This window comes from Aeromonas bestiarum, from assembly GCF_000819745.1.
GTDB lineage: Bacteria > Pseudomonadota > Gammaproteobacteria > Enterobacterales > Aeromonadaceae > Aeromonas > Aeromonas bestiarum.
In genome coordinates, this window is record NZ_CDDA01000005.1 from 177134 (window position 1) to 192360 (window position 15227).

The following is a 15227-nucleotide window of genomic DNA, read 5'->3' on the forward strand; positions in this document are numbered from 1 at the left end:
ATAATATCACACGAATAGTATGTGCAGGAGCCACTCAATGGGAACCGTCGCCAGCCTGGATATTGATGCGCAGAAGGGATTTACCCCCCTCTGCCCGAACGAACTGCCCGTCGTGGGCGGGGATGATATTGTGGCTGCGCTCAACGCTCAGGCCACCCTCGCAAGCCTGCGGATCGGCAGCAAGGATTCGCATCCCGCCAACGCCGCCTGGGCCGTCAGCGATCCCACCGGCATGCTGTTGCCGCTGGACTTGCCCAACGCCGATCTCACCTGGCCTGTGCACTGCGTGCCGGGCACCCAGGGCTTTGAGCTGCTCGACGGCCTGCCCGCCCCCATAGATTACGACTTCTTCGTCTGGAAGGGGGTCGAGCCGGATCTGCATCCCTACGGCACCTGCTTCCACGATCTGGCCGAACGGCGCAGCACCGGGCTCATCGAGTTTCTGCATGCCCGTGGCGTCAGTACCGTGCTGGTCGGCGGCCTCGCCACCGACTACTGCGTCAAGACCAGCGTGCTGCAACTGCGCCACGCCGGTTTCCGGGTGATCGTCCATCTCGATGCCTGCCGTGGCATAGCTCCCGAGACGGTTGCCTGCGCCTGCACCCAGATGATCGAGGCGGGTGCCGAAATGGCCCAGACCCTGATCGATGTACAACGCCTGCTGGATGCCTGATATGCCGCCTATCCTCACCCGCCAAGCCGATACCGGCGCCTGCACCTTACCTATGCGGCAGGGGAACGTCATCGCGCTCCCCAGCCTGCGGGGAGCCTGATATGCCACCGATCCTCACCAGCCTGCTCGACACCGATGCCTACAAGCTGCATATGCAGCAGGCGGTGTTCCATCGCTACCCGGATGCCGAGGTGGTGGCCGAGTTCCACAGCCGCAACGAAGAGGATCTGCTGCCCATGATGGGCCAGATCGAGGAGCAGCTGCGCCTCGCCGGCTCCCTGCGGCTGACCAGACCCGAGCTCAATTTTCTGGCCGAGCGCCCCTTCTTCACCGCCGACTATCTGGATCACCTGCGCCGCAAGCCACTCGATGCCTCCCTGCTCAAGGTGTTCGAGCAGGATGGCCGCATCAATGTGCGGGTCGAAGGGCCCTGGCAGGATGTGATCCTGTGGGAAATCCCTGTGCTCGCCATCATCAGCGAGATGCGCAACAGCTTCCGCTACCCCCAGTTTGGCGTCAGCCAGGCGCTGGATCGGCTCGATCAGAAGATCGACAGGCTGGAGCATGAGCTGAGCAGCGACGAGATGAGCGAGTTCAACCTCATCGATTTTGGCACCCGCCGCCGCTTCTCCCACGCGGTGCAGGATGCCGTGGTGGGCCGTCTCAAGGAGCGCCTGCCGGCGTTTCGCGGCACCAGCAACTACCTGCTGGCCCAGAAGTACCAGTTGTCGGCTGTGGGCACCCAGGCCCACGAGTGGTTCCAGGCCCACCAGCAGCTCGGCTTCCCGCTGGAGCACAGCCAGCGCGCCGCCCTCACCAGCTGGCTGGACGAGTTCACCAACCACCTCGGCATAGCCCTGACCGACTGCATCACCATGGACGCCTTCTTGCGCGACTTCGACTTTGAGCTGGCCAGCCGCTATCAGGGGCTGCGCCACGACTCAGGCGATCCCGTGGTGTGGGGCGAGAAGGCCATCAGCCACTACCAGCAGCTCGGCATCAATCCCACCGACAAGACGCTGGTCTTCTCCGATGGGCTCAACCTCGACAAGGCGGTGCAGCTGTTCCGCCACTTCCGGGGCCGCATCAACACCAGCTTCGGCATAGGCACCAAGCTCACCTGCGATCTGCCCGGCGTCAGCCCGATGAACATCGTCTTCAAGCTGATGGAATGCAACGGCGGTCCGGTCGCCAAGATCTCCGACAGCCCGGGCAAGACCCTGTGCCGGGATGCGGACTTCATCCGCAACCTCAAGCAGGCCTTCCACGTCGGGGTGTAACACCCTTTTTGCGGGGCCCATCTTGCGCAGAGCGCCAGTGGCCCCCTACCATGACCCCACTGAAAAGGTCCGACTCGTGTCGGGCCTTTCTCTTGCCCGAACGACAGACCACAAGGAACTGCCCATGACCTCTAAATGGATATTTGCCCTCACCACCCTGCTGGCCAGCCTGGGCGCCACCGCCGCCGAGCCGTTGCGGGTCTCCGCCATCCCGGACGAAGCCCCCACCGAGCTGCAGCGCAAGTTTGCCCCGCTGGGCGAATACCTGGCCGAGAAGACCGGGCGCGAGGTGGTGTTCGTGCCGGTCAACGATTACGCCGCCGTGGTCGAGGCGCTGGCCGCCGGCAAGCTCGACATGGCCTGGCTCGGGGGCTTCACCTATGTGCAGGCCCATCGCCGGGCCGACAAGGTGGTGCCGCTGGTCCAGCGTCAGGAAGACGCCCAGTTCACCTCCAAGTTCATCGCCAACGCCGACAGCGGCATCAAGACCCTGGCGGACACCAGAGGCAAGGACTTCGCCTTCGGCTCCCCCTCCTCCACCTCTGGCCACCTGATGCCGCGCCACTTCCTGGCCGAGCAGGGCATCAACCCGGAGCGTGACTTCGCCCATGTCGCCTTCTCCGGTGCTCACGACGCCACCGTCGCCTGGGTCGCCTCCGGCAAGGTGCCGGCCGGTGCGCTCAACGCCTCCGTGTGGGACAAGCTGGTGGAAGAGGGCAAGGTCGATACCGCCAAGGTCAAGGTAATCTGGACCACGCCGGCCTACTTTGACTACAACTGGACGGTGCGCGGCGACCTGGACCCGGTGCTGCAGGAGAAGATCAAGCAGGCCTTCCTCAGCCTGGATCCTGCCGTCCCGGCCCAGGCCGAGATCCTCAAGCTGCAGCGGGCCAGCCGTTTCATCGAGACCAAACCAGAGAACTACCAGGGCATAGAAGCGGCCGCGACTCAGGCCGGTCTGCTGAAGTGATCGCCGTCGCACTGGACGGAGCAGGGCTGCGGCTCGGCGAGAGTCGCATCCTGCATCCCCTTCGCCTGCGGATCGAGGCGGGGGAGTGTGTCGCCATCATAGGACCGAGCGGCGCGGGCAAGACCAGCCTGCTGCGGCTGATCGGCACAGAGCTGCGCGGTGAGCTGGCACTCTCCCTCTGGGGGGAAGATCCCTGGGCCCTCTCCACCCGGGCCCGCCAGCGGCTGCGCAGCCGGATCGGCATGGTCTGGCAACAGCCTCCGCTGCCCGCCTCCCAGCCTGTGGTGACCGCCGTGCTGGCCGGCAGGCTCGGCCAGTGGTCCCTCGCGCGCGCCCTGCTCTCGCTGCTGCGTCCCTGCGATCCGCAAGGTGCACGGGCCGAACTGGCCCGCCTCGGCCTCGCCGACAAGTGGCAGCAGCGCTGTGGCGAACTCTCCGGCGGCCAGTTGCAGCGGGTCGGCATAGCCCGGGTGCTCTATCAGCAGCCGGACCTGATGCTGGCCGATGAGCCCGTCTCCGCCCTCGACCCCGTGCTCGCTCAAAGCAGCCTGGATGCCCTGCTGACGCAGGCCCGCACTCGCGGCAGCACCCTGATCGCCAGCCTGCACGCGGTCGACCTGGCGCTCGAACGCTTTCCCCGCATCATAGGCCTGCGCGAGGGCCGCCTGCAGTTCGACTGCCCTGCCGCCGCCGTCACCCCGGCCATGCTGGCCGCCCTCTACGCCGGCGACCAGGAGGCCCTGCCGTGCATCGGCTGATGAGCCGCTGGCGCCATCCCCTGCCCTGGCTGCTGGCCCTGGTCGGCTACAGCCTGTGGCAGCAGGCCGACGGCTGGCTCGGCCTGCTCGAAGGCCAGAGCTGGCGACAGATGGGCAATTTTCTCGCCACCAGCTGGCCACCCCGGGTGGATCAGGACTTTCTCGCCCTGACCCTGACCGCCACCCTGGAGAGTCTGGCCGTGGCGACCCTGGGGCTGGCCGGCGCCCTGCTGCTCGGCATTCCGTTCGCCCTGCTCGGCTCCCGCGCCCTGTCGCTGGCCGAGCTGGGCCCCATCCCCAGCCCGCTGCGCGGCGCCTTGCGCGCCTTCAGCCGGTTCATCGCCATCCTGCTGCGCAGCCTGCCCGAGCTCATCTGGGCGCTGCTGTTCGTACGCCTGTCCGGGCTCGGGCCGCTGGCCGCCATCCTGGCCATTGCCGTCAGCTACGGCGGCATGCTGGCCAAGGTCTACAACGAGATCATGGAGAGCGGTGCCCTGCAACCGGCCCGCGCCCTGCTGCTCGGCGGCAGCGGCCGGCTGCAGGCGCTCTGCTACGGCGTGTTGCCCGCGGTGCGCCAGGAGCTGCTCTCCTACACCGTCTATCGCTGGGAGTGTGCCCTGCGCGCCTCCGTCATCATGGGCTTCGTCGGTGCCGGCGGGCTCGGCCAGCAGCTCGAGCTCTCGTTGCGCATGTTTGCCGGCGGCGAGGTGGTGACCCTGCTGCTGGCCTTCATCCTGCTGGTAACCCTGGCGGATGGGCTCAGCGCCTGGCTGCGCCACACCCGCTCCCCCGGCCTGCAACTGCTGGCCTGCCTGGGGCTGGCCAGCGCCATGGCGTTCCACCAGCTCGACTGGCGCATGCTGAGCTTCTCCCTCGGCGGACTGGGCCAGTTCATCGGCGAGTTTCTGCAACCGGACTGGTCGGGGCCTTTTCTGCGAACAGTCGGCTTTGGCCTGCTCGATACGGTGCAGATGGCGCTGCTGAGTACCCTGTTGAGCGCCCTGCTGGCGCTGCCGCTGGCCTGCCTAGCCCGCAACTTCTGGCCGCTGCGACTGTTGTTCAACCTGCTGCGATCCGTGCCCGAGCTCATTTTCGCCAGCCTGCTGGTGATCGCGGTCGGACTGGGGCCGGTGGCGGGCATACTGGCGCTCACCCTGCACACCACGGGGGTGCTGGCCAGGCTGTTCGTGGAGACGCTGGAAAACGCGGATCAGAGCCCTCGCCTCGCCCTGCAATTGAGCGGCGCGGGCCCCGTTGCCAGCTTCTGGTACGGTCTGTTTCCACTGGTGTCACGCCAGTGGCTGGCCTACAGCCTCTATCGCGGCGAGATGAACCTGAGGGCCGCCACCATACTCGGGGTGGTGGGTGCAGGCGGACTGGGGCAGCAGCTCTATGTGTCGCTCAGCCTGTTCCGTTACGATCAGGCGTCCACCCTGATCCTGGCCATCCTGCTGCTGGTCTGGCTGGCGGAGGGGATCAGTCGCCGCTCCCGGTTGCCGCGCCCCGCGCCCTCCCAGCGGGACTGCCAGATCTGAATCAAAAGCAAACTGCCGGCGTCGAGCCGGCCCCGATAAACAAAAAGCCCGCCGGTTTGCACCGGCGGGCTTTTTCATGAGGTCAGGCAACCATCAGTCTTTCTTGGCCAGCAGGAATTTCACCAGCTGGTTGAACTGCTCCTGGGAAGTAATGGATTCGATCTTCACCATGTACTTGCCGTTGACCAGGAAGGCCGGCACACCGCGGATGTTGTAGCTCTCGGTGTTGCGGTCAAACTGGGAGACCATGCCGGAGACGGCGAAGCTATCGACGGCACCGTCGAACTCTTCGGCCGGCACGCCGTTGTCCACGAAGATCTGCTTCACGTCGGTACGGCTCTGCGGGTACTGACGCTGGGTGTGGATCTTGTCGAAGATGGCCGGGGTCAGCTTGCCTTCAACATTCAGCAGGCTGGCAACGGCGTAGGCACGCTGCATCTCCGGACCCATCTCGCGGCCCAGGAAGGCCACCGGGTTTTTCTTCATCGGCACGCCTTCCGGCAGATTCTTCTTCAGATCCGCGGCAATCGGCTCGAATTTGGCGCAATGGGGGCAGTAGTAGGAGAAGAACTCCAGCACTTCAGGTTGGGCGCTACCCGTTTGTTTGACCACGTCGTAGTTAACGCCTTCCTTGAATTCGGGGGCGGCGTGAACCATGGGGATCATCAGCATGGCAGCGAGGAAAAATAGTACTTTTTTCATGACGTTTCCTGTTAAGGGATCACTGTGAGGCACGCCCGGCGAACCGAAGCAGTGCCAAGCCTATTGTGTCGCCATGTCGGCGTCAATGGCAAAGGACCACACCGGCAGGCTCAACGGCGGCGAGTGCCATCGGCTGACAATCGCTGGGCATATGCCGACGGCCCACCTGCTCACCACCCCGGCGTCAACGTCAGAGGCGGCGCCTTGAGCGCCTCCAGCTGGTCGTGCAGCAGATATGGAGATCTGCCGCCTCACCACCCCGGCGTCAGCGTCAGAGGCGGTGCCTTGAGCGCTTCCAGCTGGTCGTGCAGCAGATATGGTGATCTGCCGCGTCACCACCCCGGCGTCAGCGTCAGAGGCGGCGCCTTGAGCGCCTCCAGCTGATCGTGCAGCAGATATGGGGATCTGCTGCATCACCACCCCGGCGTCAGCGTCAGAGGCGGTGCCTTGAGCGCCTCCAGCTGGTCGTGCAGTATGGCGATCTGCTGGCGCCAGTAGTGGTCGGTATTAAACCAGGGGAAGTGGCGTGGAAAGGCCGGATCTTCCCAGCGCCGGGCCAGCCAGGCCATGTAGTGGACGATACGCATGGCCCGCAGCGGCTCGATCAGCGCCAGCTCACGCGGGTCGAACTCCATGAACTCCTCATAGCCCGCCAGCAGGGTATCGAGCTGGATCAGCTGCTCGTGACGCTCGCCGTTGAACAGCATCCAGATATCCTGGATGGCGGGGCCGGTACGGCAGTCATCGAGATCGACGAACATGGGACCATCGCGCCAGAGGATGTTGCCCGGGTGGCAGTCGCCATGCAGGGAGATCTGTGCCACATCCAGGGTCATGGCGTCACAGACGTGCTTGATCAGCTCGTCCAGCACGCCGAAGAAGGACTTGGCCAGCCCGCTCGGCAGCCATTCGCCGGACGCCAGCAGCTGACGCGGCTCGTGCAGCATGCTCTCCACATCCAGCCGGACCCTGTGATGGAAGGGGCGGCTGGCGCCTATCTGGTGGATGCGGCCGAGATAGCGCCCCACCCACTCCAGCTGATCCAGATTGTCCACCTCGAACTGACGGCCACCCACGCTCTGCCAGATGGCGAAGGGATAGCCCTGATGTTCCAGCAGGGTTTCGCCATCAAACGCGATGGGGGCGGCGACCGGGATCTCCGTCTCACAAAGGCGAGCGGCAAACTCATGCTCCTCGAGGATCTGGGCCCGGCTCCAGCGACCTGGGCGGTAGAACTTCACCACGTATCGGCGACGCTCTTCATCCTGAAACTGGTAGACCCGGTTTTCATAGCTGTTGAGCTCGATGAGGCCGGAGTCGATACGCAGGCCGCTGAGATCCAGCGCGTCCATGATGAGATCGGGATTGAGGTCGGAATAGTTGAAACGCATGTCATCCACCATAAGAAAGGGGCGCCGTTGCGCCCCAGTCTATCATCACTCGGTTCAATGGCGTTCAACCCAACCGGTTGCGCCACGCTTTCCTGCCATCACTGCGGTCACTGGGGGCCTGAACTGGCCGGCCCCCCACAGCTCTCTCCGCCATCACAACCGGCTGATAAACTTGCTGGCCTGGCGCAGTGTGCCCTTGCTGTCATCCGGTGCCGTTCCATCCCGCTTGAGCACGAACTGGATGTCCAGAGTCGGCTTCTTCAGGTTGAAGGGGTCGACGGCCACGCTCACCGGCAGGGTATAGATCTCGCCCGCCTTCAGGGTCACTTCGCGCGGACCGAACCACTGGTGCTCCGGCAACCCTTCCACATCCAGCTGATAGGTCTGGGCATGCAGGGTCTTGTTGAGGATCTTGAGGGTGTAGGTGTTCTCGATGAGCCCCTCGCTGTTCTCGCGGAACAGCTGGTTGCGATCCCGCAGTATGTCGAGCCCCATCGGCATGATGGACATGGCGTTGTAGACGAACACCCCCAGCATGATGACCATCACCAGGCCGTAGCCGAGCAGCTTGGGCCGCGCCACATGGGTGCTGTTGTGGGCCAGCTTGTGCTCGGTGGTGTAGCTGATCAGCCCCTTCGGATAGCCCATGCGATCCATGGTCTGGTCACAGGCATCGACGCAGGCGCCGCAGTTGATGCACTCGTACTGCAGGCCGTCGCGGATGTCGATGCCGGTCGGGCAGACCTGCACGCAGAGGTCGCAGTCGATGCAGTCACCCAGCCCCAACGCCTTGGGATCGGCCTTGCGGGCACGGGCTCCCCGGGTCTCGCCACGCTTGGTGTCGTAGCCGACGATAAAGGTATCCTTGTCGAACATGGCGGACTGGAAGCGGGCATAGGGGCACATGTGGATACACATGATGGCGCGCATCCAGCCGGCGTTGCCGTAAGTACAGGCGGCGAAGAACAGCACCCAGAAGATGACCCAGCCGCTCGCCTGCAGGGTGAAGAAGTCAGGCACCAGCTGGAACACATCCTGGAAGTAGGCAACGAAGGTGAGACCGGTGCCCAGCGACAGCAGGATCCAGGCCAGATGCTTGGCGCCCTTGCGGGCCAGCTTCTCGCCACTCCAGGGAGCCGCATCCAGCTTGCGCCGTTTGTTGGCCGCCCCTTCCAGCTTCTCTTCAAACCAGATGAACATGAAGGTCCACACGGTCTGCGGGCAGAGATAGCCACACCAGACCCGGCCGAGGAAGGTGGTCACGAAGAAGAGCGCGAAGGCGGCGATCATGAAGATCCAGGCCAGCAGGGTCAGGTCCTGCGGCCAGATGGTGGCACCGAAGATGTGGAACTGCTGATGGCCGATATCGAACAACACGGCCTGACGACCGTCATAACGCAACCAGGGCAAGGCGACGAAGAGCACCACGAAGAACCAGCCCATGGCCTTGCGCACCCGCTGCCAGTAACCGGGTTGCGCCCTCACGTAGATGCGGTTGCCGGGATTGAACCTGTCATCGCCGGCTTTGAAGGTATTGGGGTTGTACGTCCCCGTTACATCGCCGGTGACATCCTTGATATCGATTTTTTCATGATCGGCCATTGCAAGACACAGCTCCCTTATTTGTTATGGGGCGGATTATATCTTAAACAACCTGCTAATTGTGTGGGTAAAATGTATCTAATGTTCGAGTGATGTCGCAATTTCAAGCAACAAAAAAGGCGTGTCGCCAGTTGACGAAACGCCTTTCTCAGAGATTCCTTTGAACACCATCAAAGGCTCCAGCTGGAGCAATCTTTACTTGATGCCGCGCGCCTTGAGCAGGGCTTCCTTGAAGTCGGGTACATGATCCTTGGCCAGGCCGGGGATCATCGCCTGCTTGTCGGACTCCCGCATCTTGAGGTGGTAGATCAGCATGTCGTCGGTCAGGTCGGACAAGGCACCCTCATAGCCGGCTTCCGCCGCCAGTTTGGCCACGAACTGCACCAGGCTGAGGTCCTGTTCCTTGATCCAGGCAGGCTGCAACAACTCCAGCAGCTCTTCGATACGATGACATTGCATAGACAACCTCTTTAAATCTGTCATGTGAAACTCAGGCAACCTTACCCATCAAGGCTACTTCGATACGATCCCGCCCATTATGCTTGGCCTGATAGAGGGCCGCATCCGCTTTTTGGATAAGCTCGGCGATGGAGCCGCTCTGATCCGGCACCAGGGTCGCCACCCCGAAGCTGCAACTGACCCGGCCGGAAACCAGGGATTTCTGGTGAGGAATGCCCAGCTCCTTGAGCGCCACCCGCACGTTTTCGGCGATCTGCAGCGCCCCTTGCATGCTGGTACAGGGCAGCAGCAGGGCAAACTCCTCCCCGCCGTAGCGAGCGGCGAGATCATCCTCGCGGCGCTGCACCTCGGCCAGCAGACCCGCCACCCGCTGCAGGCACTCATCCCCCAGCTGATGACCATAGAGATCGTTGAATTGCTTGAAGTAATCCACATCCACCAGCACCAGTGACAGGGGCGCCCTGGCGCGATGACAGCGGCGCCAGGCCCGCTCCAGGCTGTAATCCAGATGGGCGCGATTGGCGATGCCGGTCAGGCCATCCAGCCGGGAGGTGAGCTTGAGGTGCTCTGAGACCGCCTTCAGCTCGGCCACCAGATCGGCGTTGGAGAAGCGGTGATAGAGGGAGGCGACCTGATCCCGCCGCAGACGGCGCAGCAGGGTCGGCAAGAAGACAAACAGATAGCCCGCCAGCATGCAGGAGACGATCCGCTCCTGCTCGTTGCCAGCCCCCAGCTCGAACAGCATGGCCAGCCCGAGCGGCAAGACGGCGCCGTAGAGGGAGCGGCGGCTGCCAAACAGCATGATGGCGCTGCCGGTGAGGATCAGGCTGGAGAGCATCATCATGGCGGCGCGATAGGTGTCGGGCAGCTTGTCCATGTAGAGCAGCACGCCGAGCGCCCAGATGATGGAGGTGATGGTGACCCCGATGAAGAGCTCGCGCTCCAGCACAGGCAAGGGGATCTGCGCCAGCCTGGGCTGACGCCAGCGCAGGTGCCAGCCGCGACACAGCAGCAGCAGGCTGACCAGTGCCAGCCAGCCGAGCGCCTCGCCGGCGGGCAGGTAATCGTGGAACAACAGGCTCCAGCCGAGCGCCAGCAGACCCAGGCAAGGCAGGCTGAATGAGGCGTGAGTATAGAGCTGGGCCATGATGGCCTGCTTCACCTGACGTGTCACACTCTGAGTCAACTGCGTACTCCCTGTACAAGAGCCGCACAGTCTACCACTACCCCTTCCGGGCCAACAATAAAACGTCCGTTATTAAGCGGTTGGTCAGCCGCGCTCCAGCTCGTCCAGGATGGGACACTCGGGGCTTTCATCCCCGTGGCAGCAGCAGACCAGCCCCTCGAGGGAGGCCAGCATGGCCTGCAAGCCGGCGATGCGGGCCCGCAGATCGACTATCTTCTCCTGCGCCAGCTTCTTCACCTGGGCACTGGTTCTATGCTCGTCCCGGTAGAGCGCCAGCAGCTCCTGGCACTCCTCCAGATTGAAGCCTGTCTCCCGCGCCCGCTTGACGAAGCGCAGCTCCCGCAGCGCCCCTTCCGTGTAGCTGCGATAGCCGTTATCGCTGCGTACCGGCGCCGAGATGAGGCCGATGCTCTCGTAGTAACGTATGGTCTTGGCGGTCAGCCCCGTGGCCTTGGCAACCTTGCTGATGTTCATTGATGACTCCTTACGAATCCAGGTGAGCGCCGGCATGGGTGCCCGCCTTGGGCTGCCAGCGTTTCAGTAACAGGGAATTGCTCAATACCGTGATGCTGCTCAGGGCCATGGCCGCGCCCGCCAGCTCGGGGCTGAGATAGCCCAGTGCCGCCAACGGAATGCCGATGATGTTGAACACGAAGGCCCAGAACAGGTTCTGCTGTATGGTGCGCCAGGTGGCCGCCGAGATGTCGATGGCATCGGCCACCAGCCGCGGATCCGATCGCATGAGGGTGATGGAGGCCGTCTCCATCGCCACGTCCGAGCCTGAGCCCATGGCGATGCCCACGTCCGCCGCCGCCAGTGCAGGGGCGTCGTTCACCCCGTCCCCCACCATGGCCACCAGCCCGGTAGTTTGTGCGCGCAGCGCCTCCACCTTGTCTACCTTGCCGGCGGGCAGCACAGAGTCGAACGCCCCGTCCAGCCCCAGCTTGGCGGCGATATGGGCCACGGGTGCTGGCGCATCGCCGCTCACCAGCCAGCTGGCGATGCCGCGCTGGCGCAGGGTGGCGATGGCTTCCGGGCTCTCCGGCCTCAGGGTATCGGCCAGGGCGGCTATGCCGACGGCTACGCCGTCGATGGCGACCCAGACCCGGGTCGCACCGTCGGCAGGCTGTTCATCCTGCTGCGGCTGCTCAATCCCGAGCTGAGCCAGCAAAGAGGCGTTGCCGATGGCCACCTCATGGCCCGCCACTTGGCCTTTGATCCCGGCACCGACCCGCACCTCGACCTCCTCCGGCTGGGGCAGCACCACGTCTGTGCCAACCGCCTCACGCATGGCCAGTGCCAGCGGATGCTCGCTCGCCTGCTGCAAGGCGGCTGCCAGACGCAACTGCTCGTCATTGCCGCTCCAGCTCGCCAGCACGGGCCGCCCCTGAGTGAGCGTGCCTGTCTTGTCGAAGATGAGCGCCTTGATGGCGTGGGCCTTCTGCAGGGTATCCACGTCTTTGATCAGGATGCCGTGGCGAGCCGCCACCCCGGTGCCGGTGACGATGGCTGCCGGCGTCGCCAGCCCCAGCGCGCAGGGACAGGCGATCACCAGCACAGCCACGGCGGCCAGCAGCGCCTGACCGAAGTCGTTGCCGATGGCGTACCACACCAGCAGGGTAAACAGGGCTATGGCCATCACCACAGGCACGAACACGGCGGAGACCTTGTCCACCAGCTGTTGCAGCGGGGCCTTGCCCATCTGGGCGCTCTCCACCAGGGCGATGATCTTGCTGAGGCTGGAATCCTCCCCCACGGTCGTGGCTTCGATCTCCAGCACGCCGGAGCGGTTGATGGCGCCGCCCAGCACGCCCTCCCCGATACCCCGCGGCACCGGCAGGCTCTCGCCGGTGAGAATGGATTCATCCAGCTCACTCTCGCCGCTCACTATCTTGCCATCCACCGGCACCCGCTCGCCCACCAGCACCCGCAGCCGATCACCGCGCAGCACCTCGTCGATGGCCAGGCTCTGCCAGCTCTCGCCACGCCAGACGGTGGCGGTTTCCGGCCGCAGCGCCATCAGTTCGCGAATGGCGGACTGGGTGCTGCGGCGGGCGCGGGCCTCCAGCAGTTTGCCCAACGAAATGAGCGTGATGATGATGGCGCTCGCCTCGAAATAGAGCTTGCCGCTGGCGGCCATCCCCAGCGTCAGCAGCAGGTAGAGGCTGTAGAAGTAGGCGGCACTGGTGCCGGTCGCCACCAGCACATCCATATTGGCCGCGCGGTTCTTGAGGGCGAGCCAGGCGCCGCGATAGAAACGGGCCCCGATCCAGAACTGCACCGGAGTGGCGAGCACCAGCTCCAGCCAGGCGGGCATATGCCAGGGCAGCAGCCCCGCCATGGCGATCATGCCCACCAGCAGCGGCAGGGTCAGCAGGGCCGAAATAACAACCTGGATCAGCGCCTTGTGCGCGGCGGCGGCCTCCTGCTCTTCACGCGCCTGCAACTGTTGGCGGCGCGCACTGGCCGAGCCCTGCGCCAGCTGGGCACCAAAGCCGAGCGCCTCTATCTGCTCGCGCAGGGCGGCGGGTGTCTGCATGCCGGGCACCAGCTCGATGCGGGCCTGCTCGATGGAGAAATTGACCTCGGCCGAGAGCACGCCCGGCAGCGCCGCCAGCATCTTGTTGAGACGCGCGGAGCAACCGGCACAGGTCATGCCGCTGATCTGGAAGGAGAGGGTCTCGTGGCCGTAGCCGTAGCCCTGCCCAGTGATGCTGTCGAGTACCTCGGGCAAGCGGGCCGGGTCACCTAGCTCGATGGCCGCCTGCTCCAGCGCGAAGTTGACGGTGGCCGTCACGCCATCGAGCTGGTTGAGGGCTGTGCTGATGCGGCTGGCGCAGTTGGCGCAGCTCATGCCGCTGAGCGGCAGTTGCAGATGAATGGGGGGTGGAAGTTGGGTGCTCATGCTGTTCCTCCTCGGAACCAATCGGCCAAACTGGCTGCCGACCGCTAAACCCTAACCTTTACTGTAAGGGCAAGCTCAAGCCACGACACGCACTTTTTTAAACATGAAAAAACGGCGCCCGCCCCCTGCCGGATCCCCCGGACAGGCGACGGGTGCCGCCGTATTGACGTCACGCCTTATAAGAGCAGCCGGCGATCAGATACCGTACTGGGCGCGATAAGCCTGCATGGCGGCCAGTTGCGCTGCCAGCGCCGGCTGCTCGGCCTGCTTCTCTTCCAGATACTGGATCAGGTCGCTCATCTGGATGATGGCGATGATGTGGGCGCCGTAGTCGCGCTCCACCTCCTGGATGGCGGAGAGCTCCCCCTTGCCCTTCTCTTGGCGATCCAGCGCGATCAGTACCCCGGCCAGGGAGGCGCCGTTGGCCTGGATCAGATCCATGGACTCGCGGATGGCGGTGCCGGCGGTGATGACGTCATCCACCAGCATGATGCGCCCCTTGAGCGGGCTGCCCACCAGATTGCCGCCCTCGCCGTGATCCTTGGCCTCCTTGCGGTTGAAGCACCAGGGTACATCCACGTCGTGTTGCTCCACCAGTTGCACCGCGGTGGCGGAGGCGATGGGGATGCCCTTGTAGGCCGGGCCAAACAGCACATCGAACTCGATGCCGGCATCCATCAGGGCGGCGGCATAGAAGCGGCCGAGGCGTGCCAGATCGCGACCGCTGTTGAACAGACCGGCGTTGAAGAAGTAGGGGCTTTTACGGCCGGATTTCAGGGTGAACTCACCGAATTTGAGGACCTGTTTTTCCAGGGCGAACTCGATAAATTGACGCTGGTAGGCTTTCATTCTGGCTCCTTGCTTGGCTTGTCGTTTACTTGTGTGGGGGTATAAAAAAACGCGGACCAGGCCGCGTTTTCAAAATCAGGAGAGTGACTGCTTCTGCAGCCCAATGATCTCTTCAATGCCGCCCTTGGCGAGCCCCAGCATCGCCAGCAGCTCCTCATGGGTGAAGGGTTCCGCCTCCGCTGTGCCCTGCACCTCTATGATGCGGCCATCTTCGGTCATCACCACGTTCATGTCGGTCTCGGCGGCGGAGTCTTCTATGTACTCCAGATCGCAGATGGCTTCGCCCTGATACATGCCGACGGAGACGGCGGCGATCATCTGCTTGAGCGGGCTCTGCTTGAGCATGCCCTTGCCTACCATCCAGTTCAGCGCGTCCACCAAGGCCACACAGGCACCGGTAATGGCGGCGGTGCGGGTGCCGCCATCGGCCTGCAGCACGTCGCAGTCCACCGTGATGGAGTGCTCGCCCAGCGCGGTCAGATCGACGGCAGCACGCAGGGAGCGGGCGATCAGACGGGAGATCTCCAGGGTGCGGCCACTCTGCTTGCCGGCGGCGGCTTCACGGTTCATGCGCGAATGGGTGGAGCGCGGCAGCATGCCGTATTCGGCGGTGACCCAACCCTGACCCTTCCCTTTCAGGAAGCGCGGAACGCTGGTGTCGACGCTGGCGGTGCAGAGCACGCGAGTGTTACCGAACTCCACCAGCACTGAGCCTTCTGCATGTTTGGTGAAATTGCGGGTAATGGTAACCGGGCGAAGTTGCGCGGCACTGCGATCGCTTGGACGTGACATGGAACGGACCTCTGGGCTGGCTCAAATTGGCGAAGGAGTATAAGTGATCCAGCCCCAAATATCAGCCGATAAGAAGCCGTTCATCATCGGTCGTGAGCAGTCATCTCAGCGGTGAGGAAGCACGC

At 64.0% G+C, this 15227-nt stretch carries 14 protein-coding genes; 5 read left to right on the top strand and 9 right to left on the bottom strand.

Annotation, left to right across the window (positions count from 1 at the left end; all coding sequences use genetic code 11):
* Positions 1 to 37 precede the first annotated feature (37 nt).
* From BN1118_RS01525 to phnE, 5 genes are all read left to right on the top strand, one after another.
* Positions 38 to 673, top strand: coding sequence for a nicotinamidase (locus BN1118_RS01525; RefSeq protein WP_043554257.1), 636 nt, complete (start codon positions 38 to 40; stop codon positions 671 to 673).
* A gap of 101 nt (positions 674 to 774) precedes the next feature.
* Positions 775 to 1953, top strand: a complete 1179-nt coding sequence (gene pncB / locus BN1118_RS01530; RefSeq protein ID WP_043554258.1) for a nicotinate phosphoribosyltransferase — start codon at positions 775 to 777, stop codon at positions 1951 to 1953.
* Positions 1954 to 2077: 124 nt separating this feature from the next.
* Positions 2078 to 2923, top strand: a complete 846-nt coding sequence (locus BN1118_RS01535; protein WP_043554260.1) for a putative selenate ABC transporter substrate-binding protein — start codon at positions 2078 to 2080, stop codon at positions 2921 to 2923.
* A complete protein-coding gene (locus tag BN1118_RS01540) occupies positions 2920 to 3681 on the top strand; it encodes a phosphonate ABC transporter ATP-binding protein (RefSeq protein WP_043554261.1) in 762 nt (253 codons plus the stop codon). The genes BN1118_RS01535 and BN1118_RS01540 overlap by 4 nt, the downstream gene beginning before the upstream one ends.
* Positions 3681 to 5216 carry a phosphonate ABC transporter, permease protein PhnE gene (gene phnE, locus BN1118_RS01545; protein WP_043554290.1) on the top strand — a complete coding sequence of 512 codons (1536 nt, stop codon included), beginning with the start codon at positions 3681 to 3683 and terminating at the stop codon, positions 5214 to 5216. Before BN1118_RS01540 ends, phnE begins: the two co-directional genes overlap by 1 nt.
* Before the next feature lie 93 nt (positions 5217 to 5309).
* Here phnE and BN1118_RS01550 read toward each other — a convergent pair whose 3' ends face one another.
* The 9 genes from BN1118_RS01550 to rph all read right to left on the bottom strand — a co-directional run bounded on the left by BN1118_RS01550 (position 5310) and on the right by rph (position 15102).
* The gene (locus BN1118_RS01550; protein WP_042870394.1) at positions 5310 to 5918 is read right to left on the bottom strand and encodes a thiol:disulfide interchange protein DsbA/DsbL; all 609 of its coding nucleotides are present in this window, start codon (positions 5916 to 5918) and stop codon (positions 5310 to 5312) included.
* A gap of 413 nt (positions 5919 to 6331) precedes the next feature.
* Positions 6332 to 7321 (bottom strand): serine/threonine protein kinase, encoded by a 990-nt coding sequence (locus tag BN1118_RS01555; RefSeq protein WP_043554263.1) that lies wholly within the window; start codon positions 7319 to 7321, stop codon positions 6332 to 6334.
* Between the two features lie 141 nt (positions 7322 to 7462).
* Complete coding sequence (ccoG, locus tag BN1118_RS01560) at positions 7463 to 8911, bottom strand: cytochrome c oxidase accessory protein CcoG (protein WP_043142559.1); 1449 nt, start codon at positions 8909 to 8911, stop codon at positions 7463 to 7465.
* A 195-nt stretch (positions 8912 to 9106) separates the two neighbouring features.
* Positions 9107 to 9370, bottom strand: coding sequence for a YihD family protein (locus BN1118_RS01565; RefSeq protein WP_042870400.1), 264 nt, complete (start codon positions 9368 to 9370; stop codon positions 9107 to 9109).
* A gap of 31 nt (positions 9371 to 9401) precedes the next feature.
* Positions 9402 to 10556 carry a GGDEF domain-containing protein gene (locus BN1118_RS01570; RefSeq protein WP_043142562.1) on the bottom strand — a complete coding sequence of 385 codons (1155 nt, stop codon included), beginning with the start codon at positions 10554 to 10556 and terminating at the stop codon, positions 9402 to 9404.
* 84 nt (positions 10557 to 10640) lie between these two features.
* Positions 10641 to 11030, bottom strand: coding sequence for a Cu(I)-responsive transcriptional regulator (gene cueR / locus BN1118_RS01575; RefSeq protein ID WP_042035872.1), 390 nt, complete (start codon positions 11028 to 11030; stop codon positions 10641 to 10643).
* Positions 11031 to 11040: 10 nt separating this feature from the next.
* Positions 11041 to 13461, bottom strand: a complete 2421-nt coding sequence (locus BN1118_RS01580; protein WP_043554264.1) for a heavy metal translocating P-type ATPase — start codon at positions 13459 to 13461, stop codon at positions 11041 to 11043.
* A gap of 195 nt (positions 13462 to 13656) precedes the next feature.
* Positions 13657 to 14310 carry an orotate phosphoribosyltransferase gene (gene pyrE, locus BN1118_RS01585; protein ID WP_043554265.1) on the bottom strand — a complete coding sequence of 218 codons (654 nt, stop codon included), beginning with the start codon at positions 14308 to 14310 and terminating at the stop codon, positions 13657 to 13659.
* Between the two features lie 75 nt (positions 14311 to 14385).
* A complete protein-coding gene (gene rph / locus BN1118_RS01590; RefSeq protein ID WP_043142571.1) occupies positions 14386 to 15102 on the bottom strand; it encodes a ribonuclease PH in 717 nt (238 codons plus the stop codon).
* Between the last annotated feature and the right edge of the window lie 125 nt (positions 15103 to 15227).

What these genes read in the sequence shown, in the direction of transcription:
- rph (WP_043142571.1), bottom strand. Translation starts at nt 15,102, where the DNA reads ATGTCACGTCCAAGCGATCGCAGTGCCGCGCAACTTCGCCCGGTTACC.
- pyrE (WP_043554265.1), bottom strand. Translation starts at nt 14,310, where the DNA reads ATGAAAGCCTACCAGCGTCAATTTATCGAGTTCGCCCTGGAAAAACAG.
- BN1118_RS01580 (WP_043554264.1), bottom strand. Translation starts at nt 13,461, where the DNA reads ATGAGCACCCAACTTCCACCCCCCATTCATCTGCAACTGCCGCTCAGC.
- BN1118_RS01550 (WP_042870394.1), bottom strand. Translation starts at nt 5,918, where the DNA reads ATGAAAAAAGTACTATTTTTCCTCGCTGCCATGCTGATGATCCCCATG.
- phnE (WP_043554290.1), top strand. Translation starts at nt 3,681, where the DNA reads ATGAGCCGCTGGCGCCATCCCCTGCCCTGGCTGCTGGCCCTGGTCGGC.
- BN1118_RS01555 (WP_043554263.1), bottom strand. Translation starts at nt 7,321, where the DNA reads ATGGTGGATGACATGCGTTTCAACTATTCCGACCTCAATCCCGATCTC.
- pncB (WP_043554258.1), top strand. Translation starts at nt 775, where the DNA reads ATGCCACCGATCCTCACCAGCCTGCTCGACACCGATGCCTACAAGCTG.
- cueR (WP_042035872.1), bottom strand. Translation starts at nt 11,030, where the DNA reads ATGAACATCAGCAAGGTTGCCAAGGCCACGGGGCTGACCGCCAAGACC.
- BN1118_RS01525 (WP_043554257.1), top strand. Translation starts at nt 38, where the DNA reads ATGGGAACCGTCGCCAGCCTGGATATTGATGCGCAGAAGGGATTTACC.
- BN1118_RS01565 (WP_042870400.1), bottom strand. Translation starts at nt 9,370, where the DNA reads ATGCAATGTCATCGTATCGAAGAGCTGCTGGAGTTGTTGCAGCCTGCC.
- ccoG (WP_043142559.1), bottom strand. Translation starts at nt 8,911, where the DNA reads ATGGCCGATCATGAAAAAATCGATATCAAGGATGTCACCGGCGATGTA.
- BN1118_RS01535 (WP_043554260.1), top strand. Translation starts at nt 2,078, where the DNA reads ATGACCTCTAAATGGATATTTGCCCTCACCACCCTGCTGGCCAGCCTG.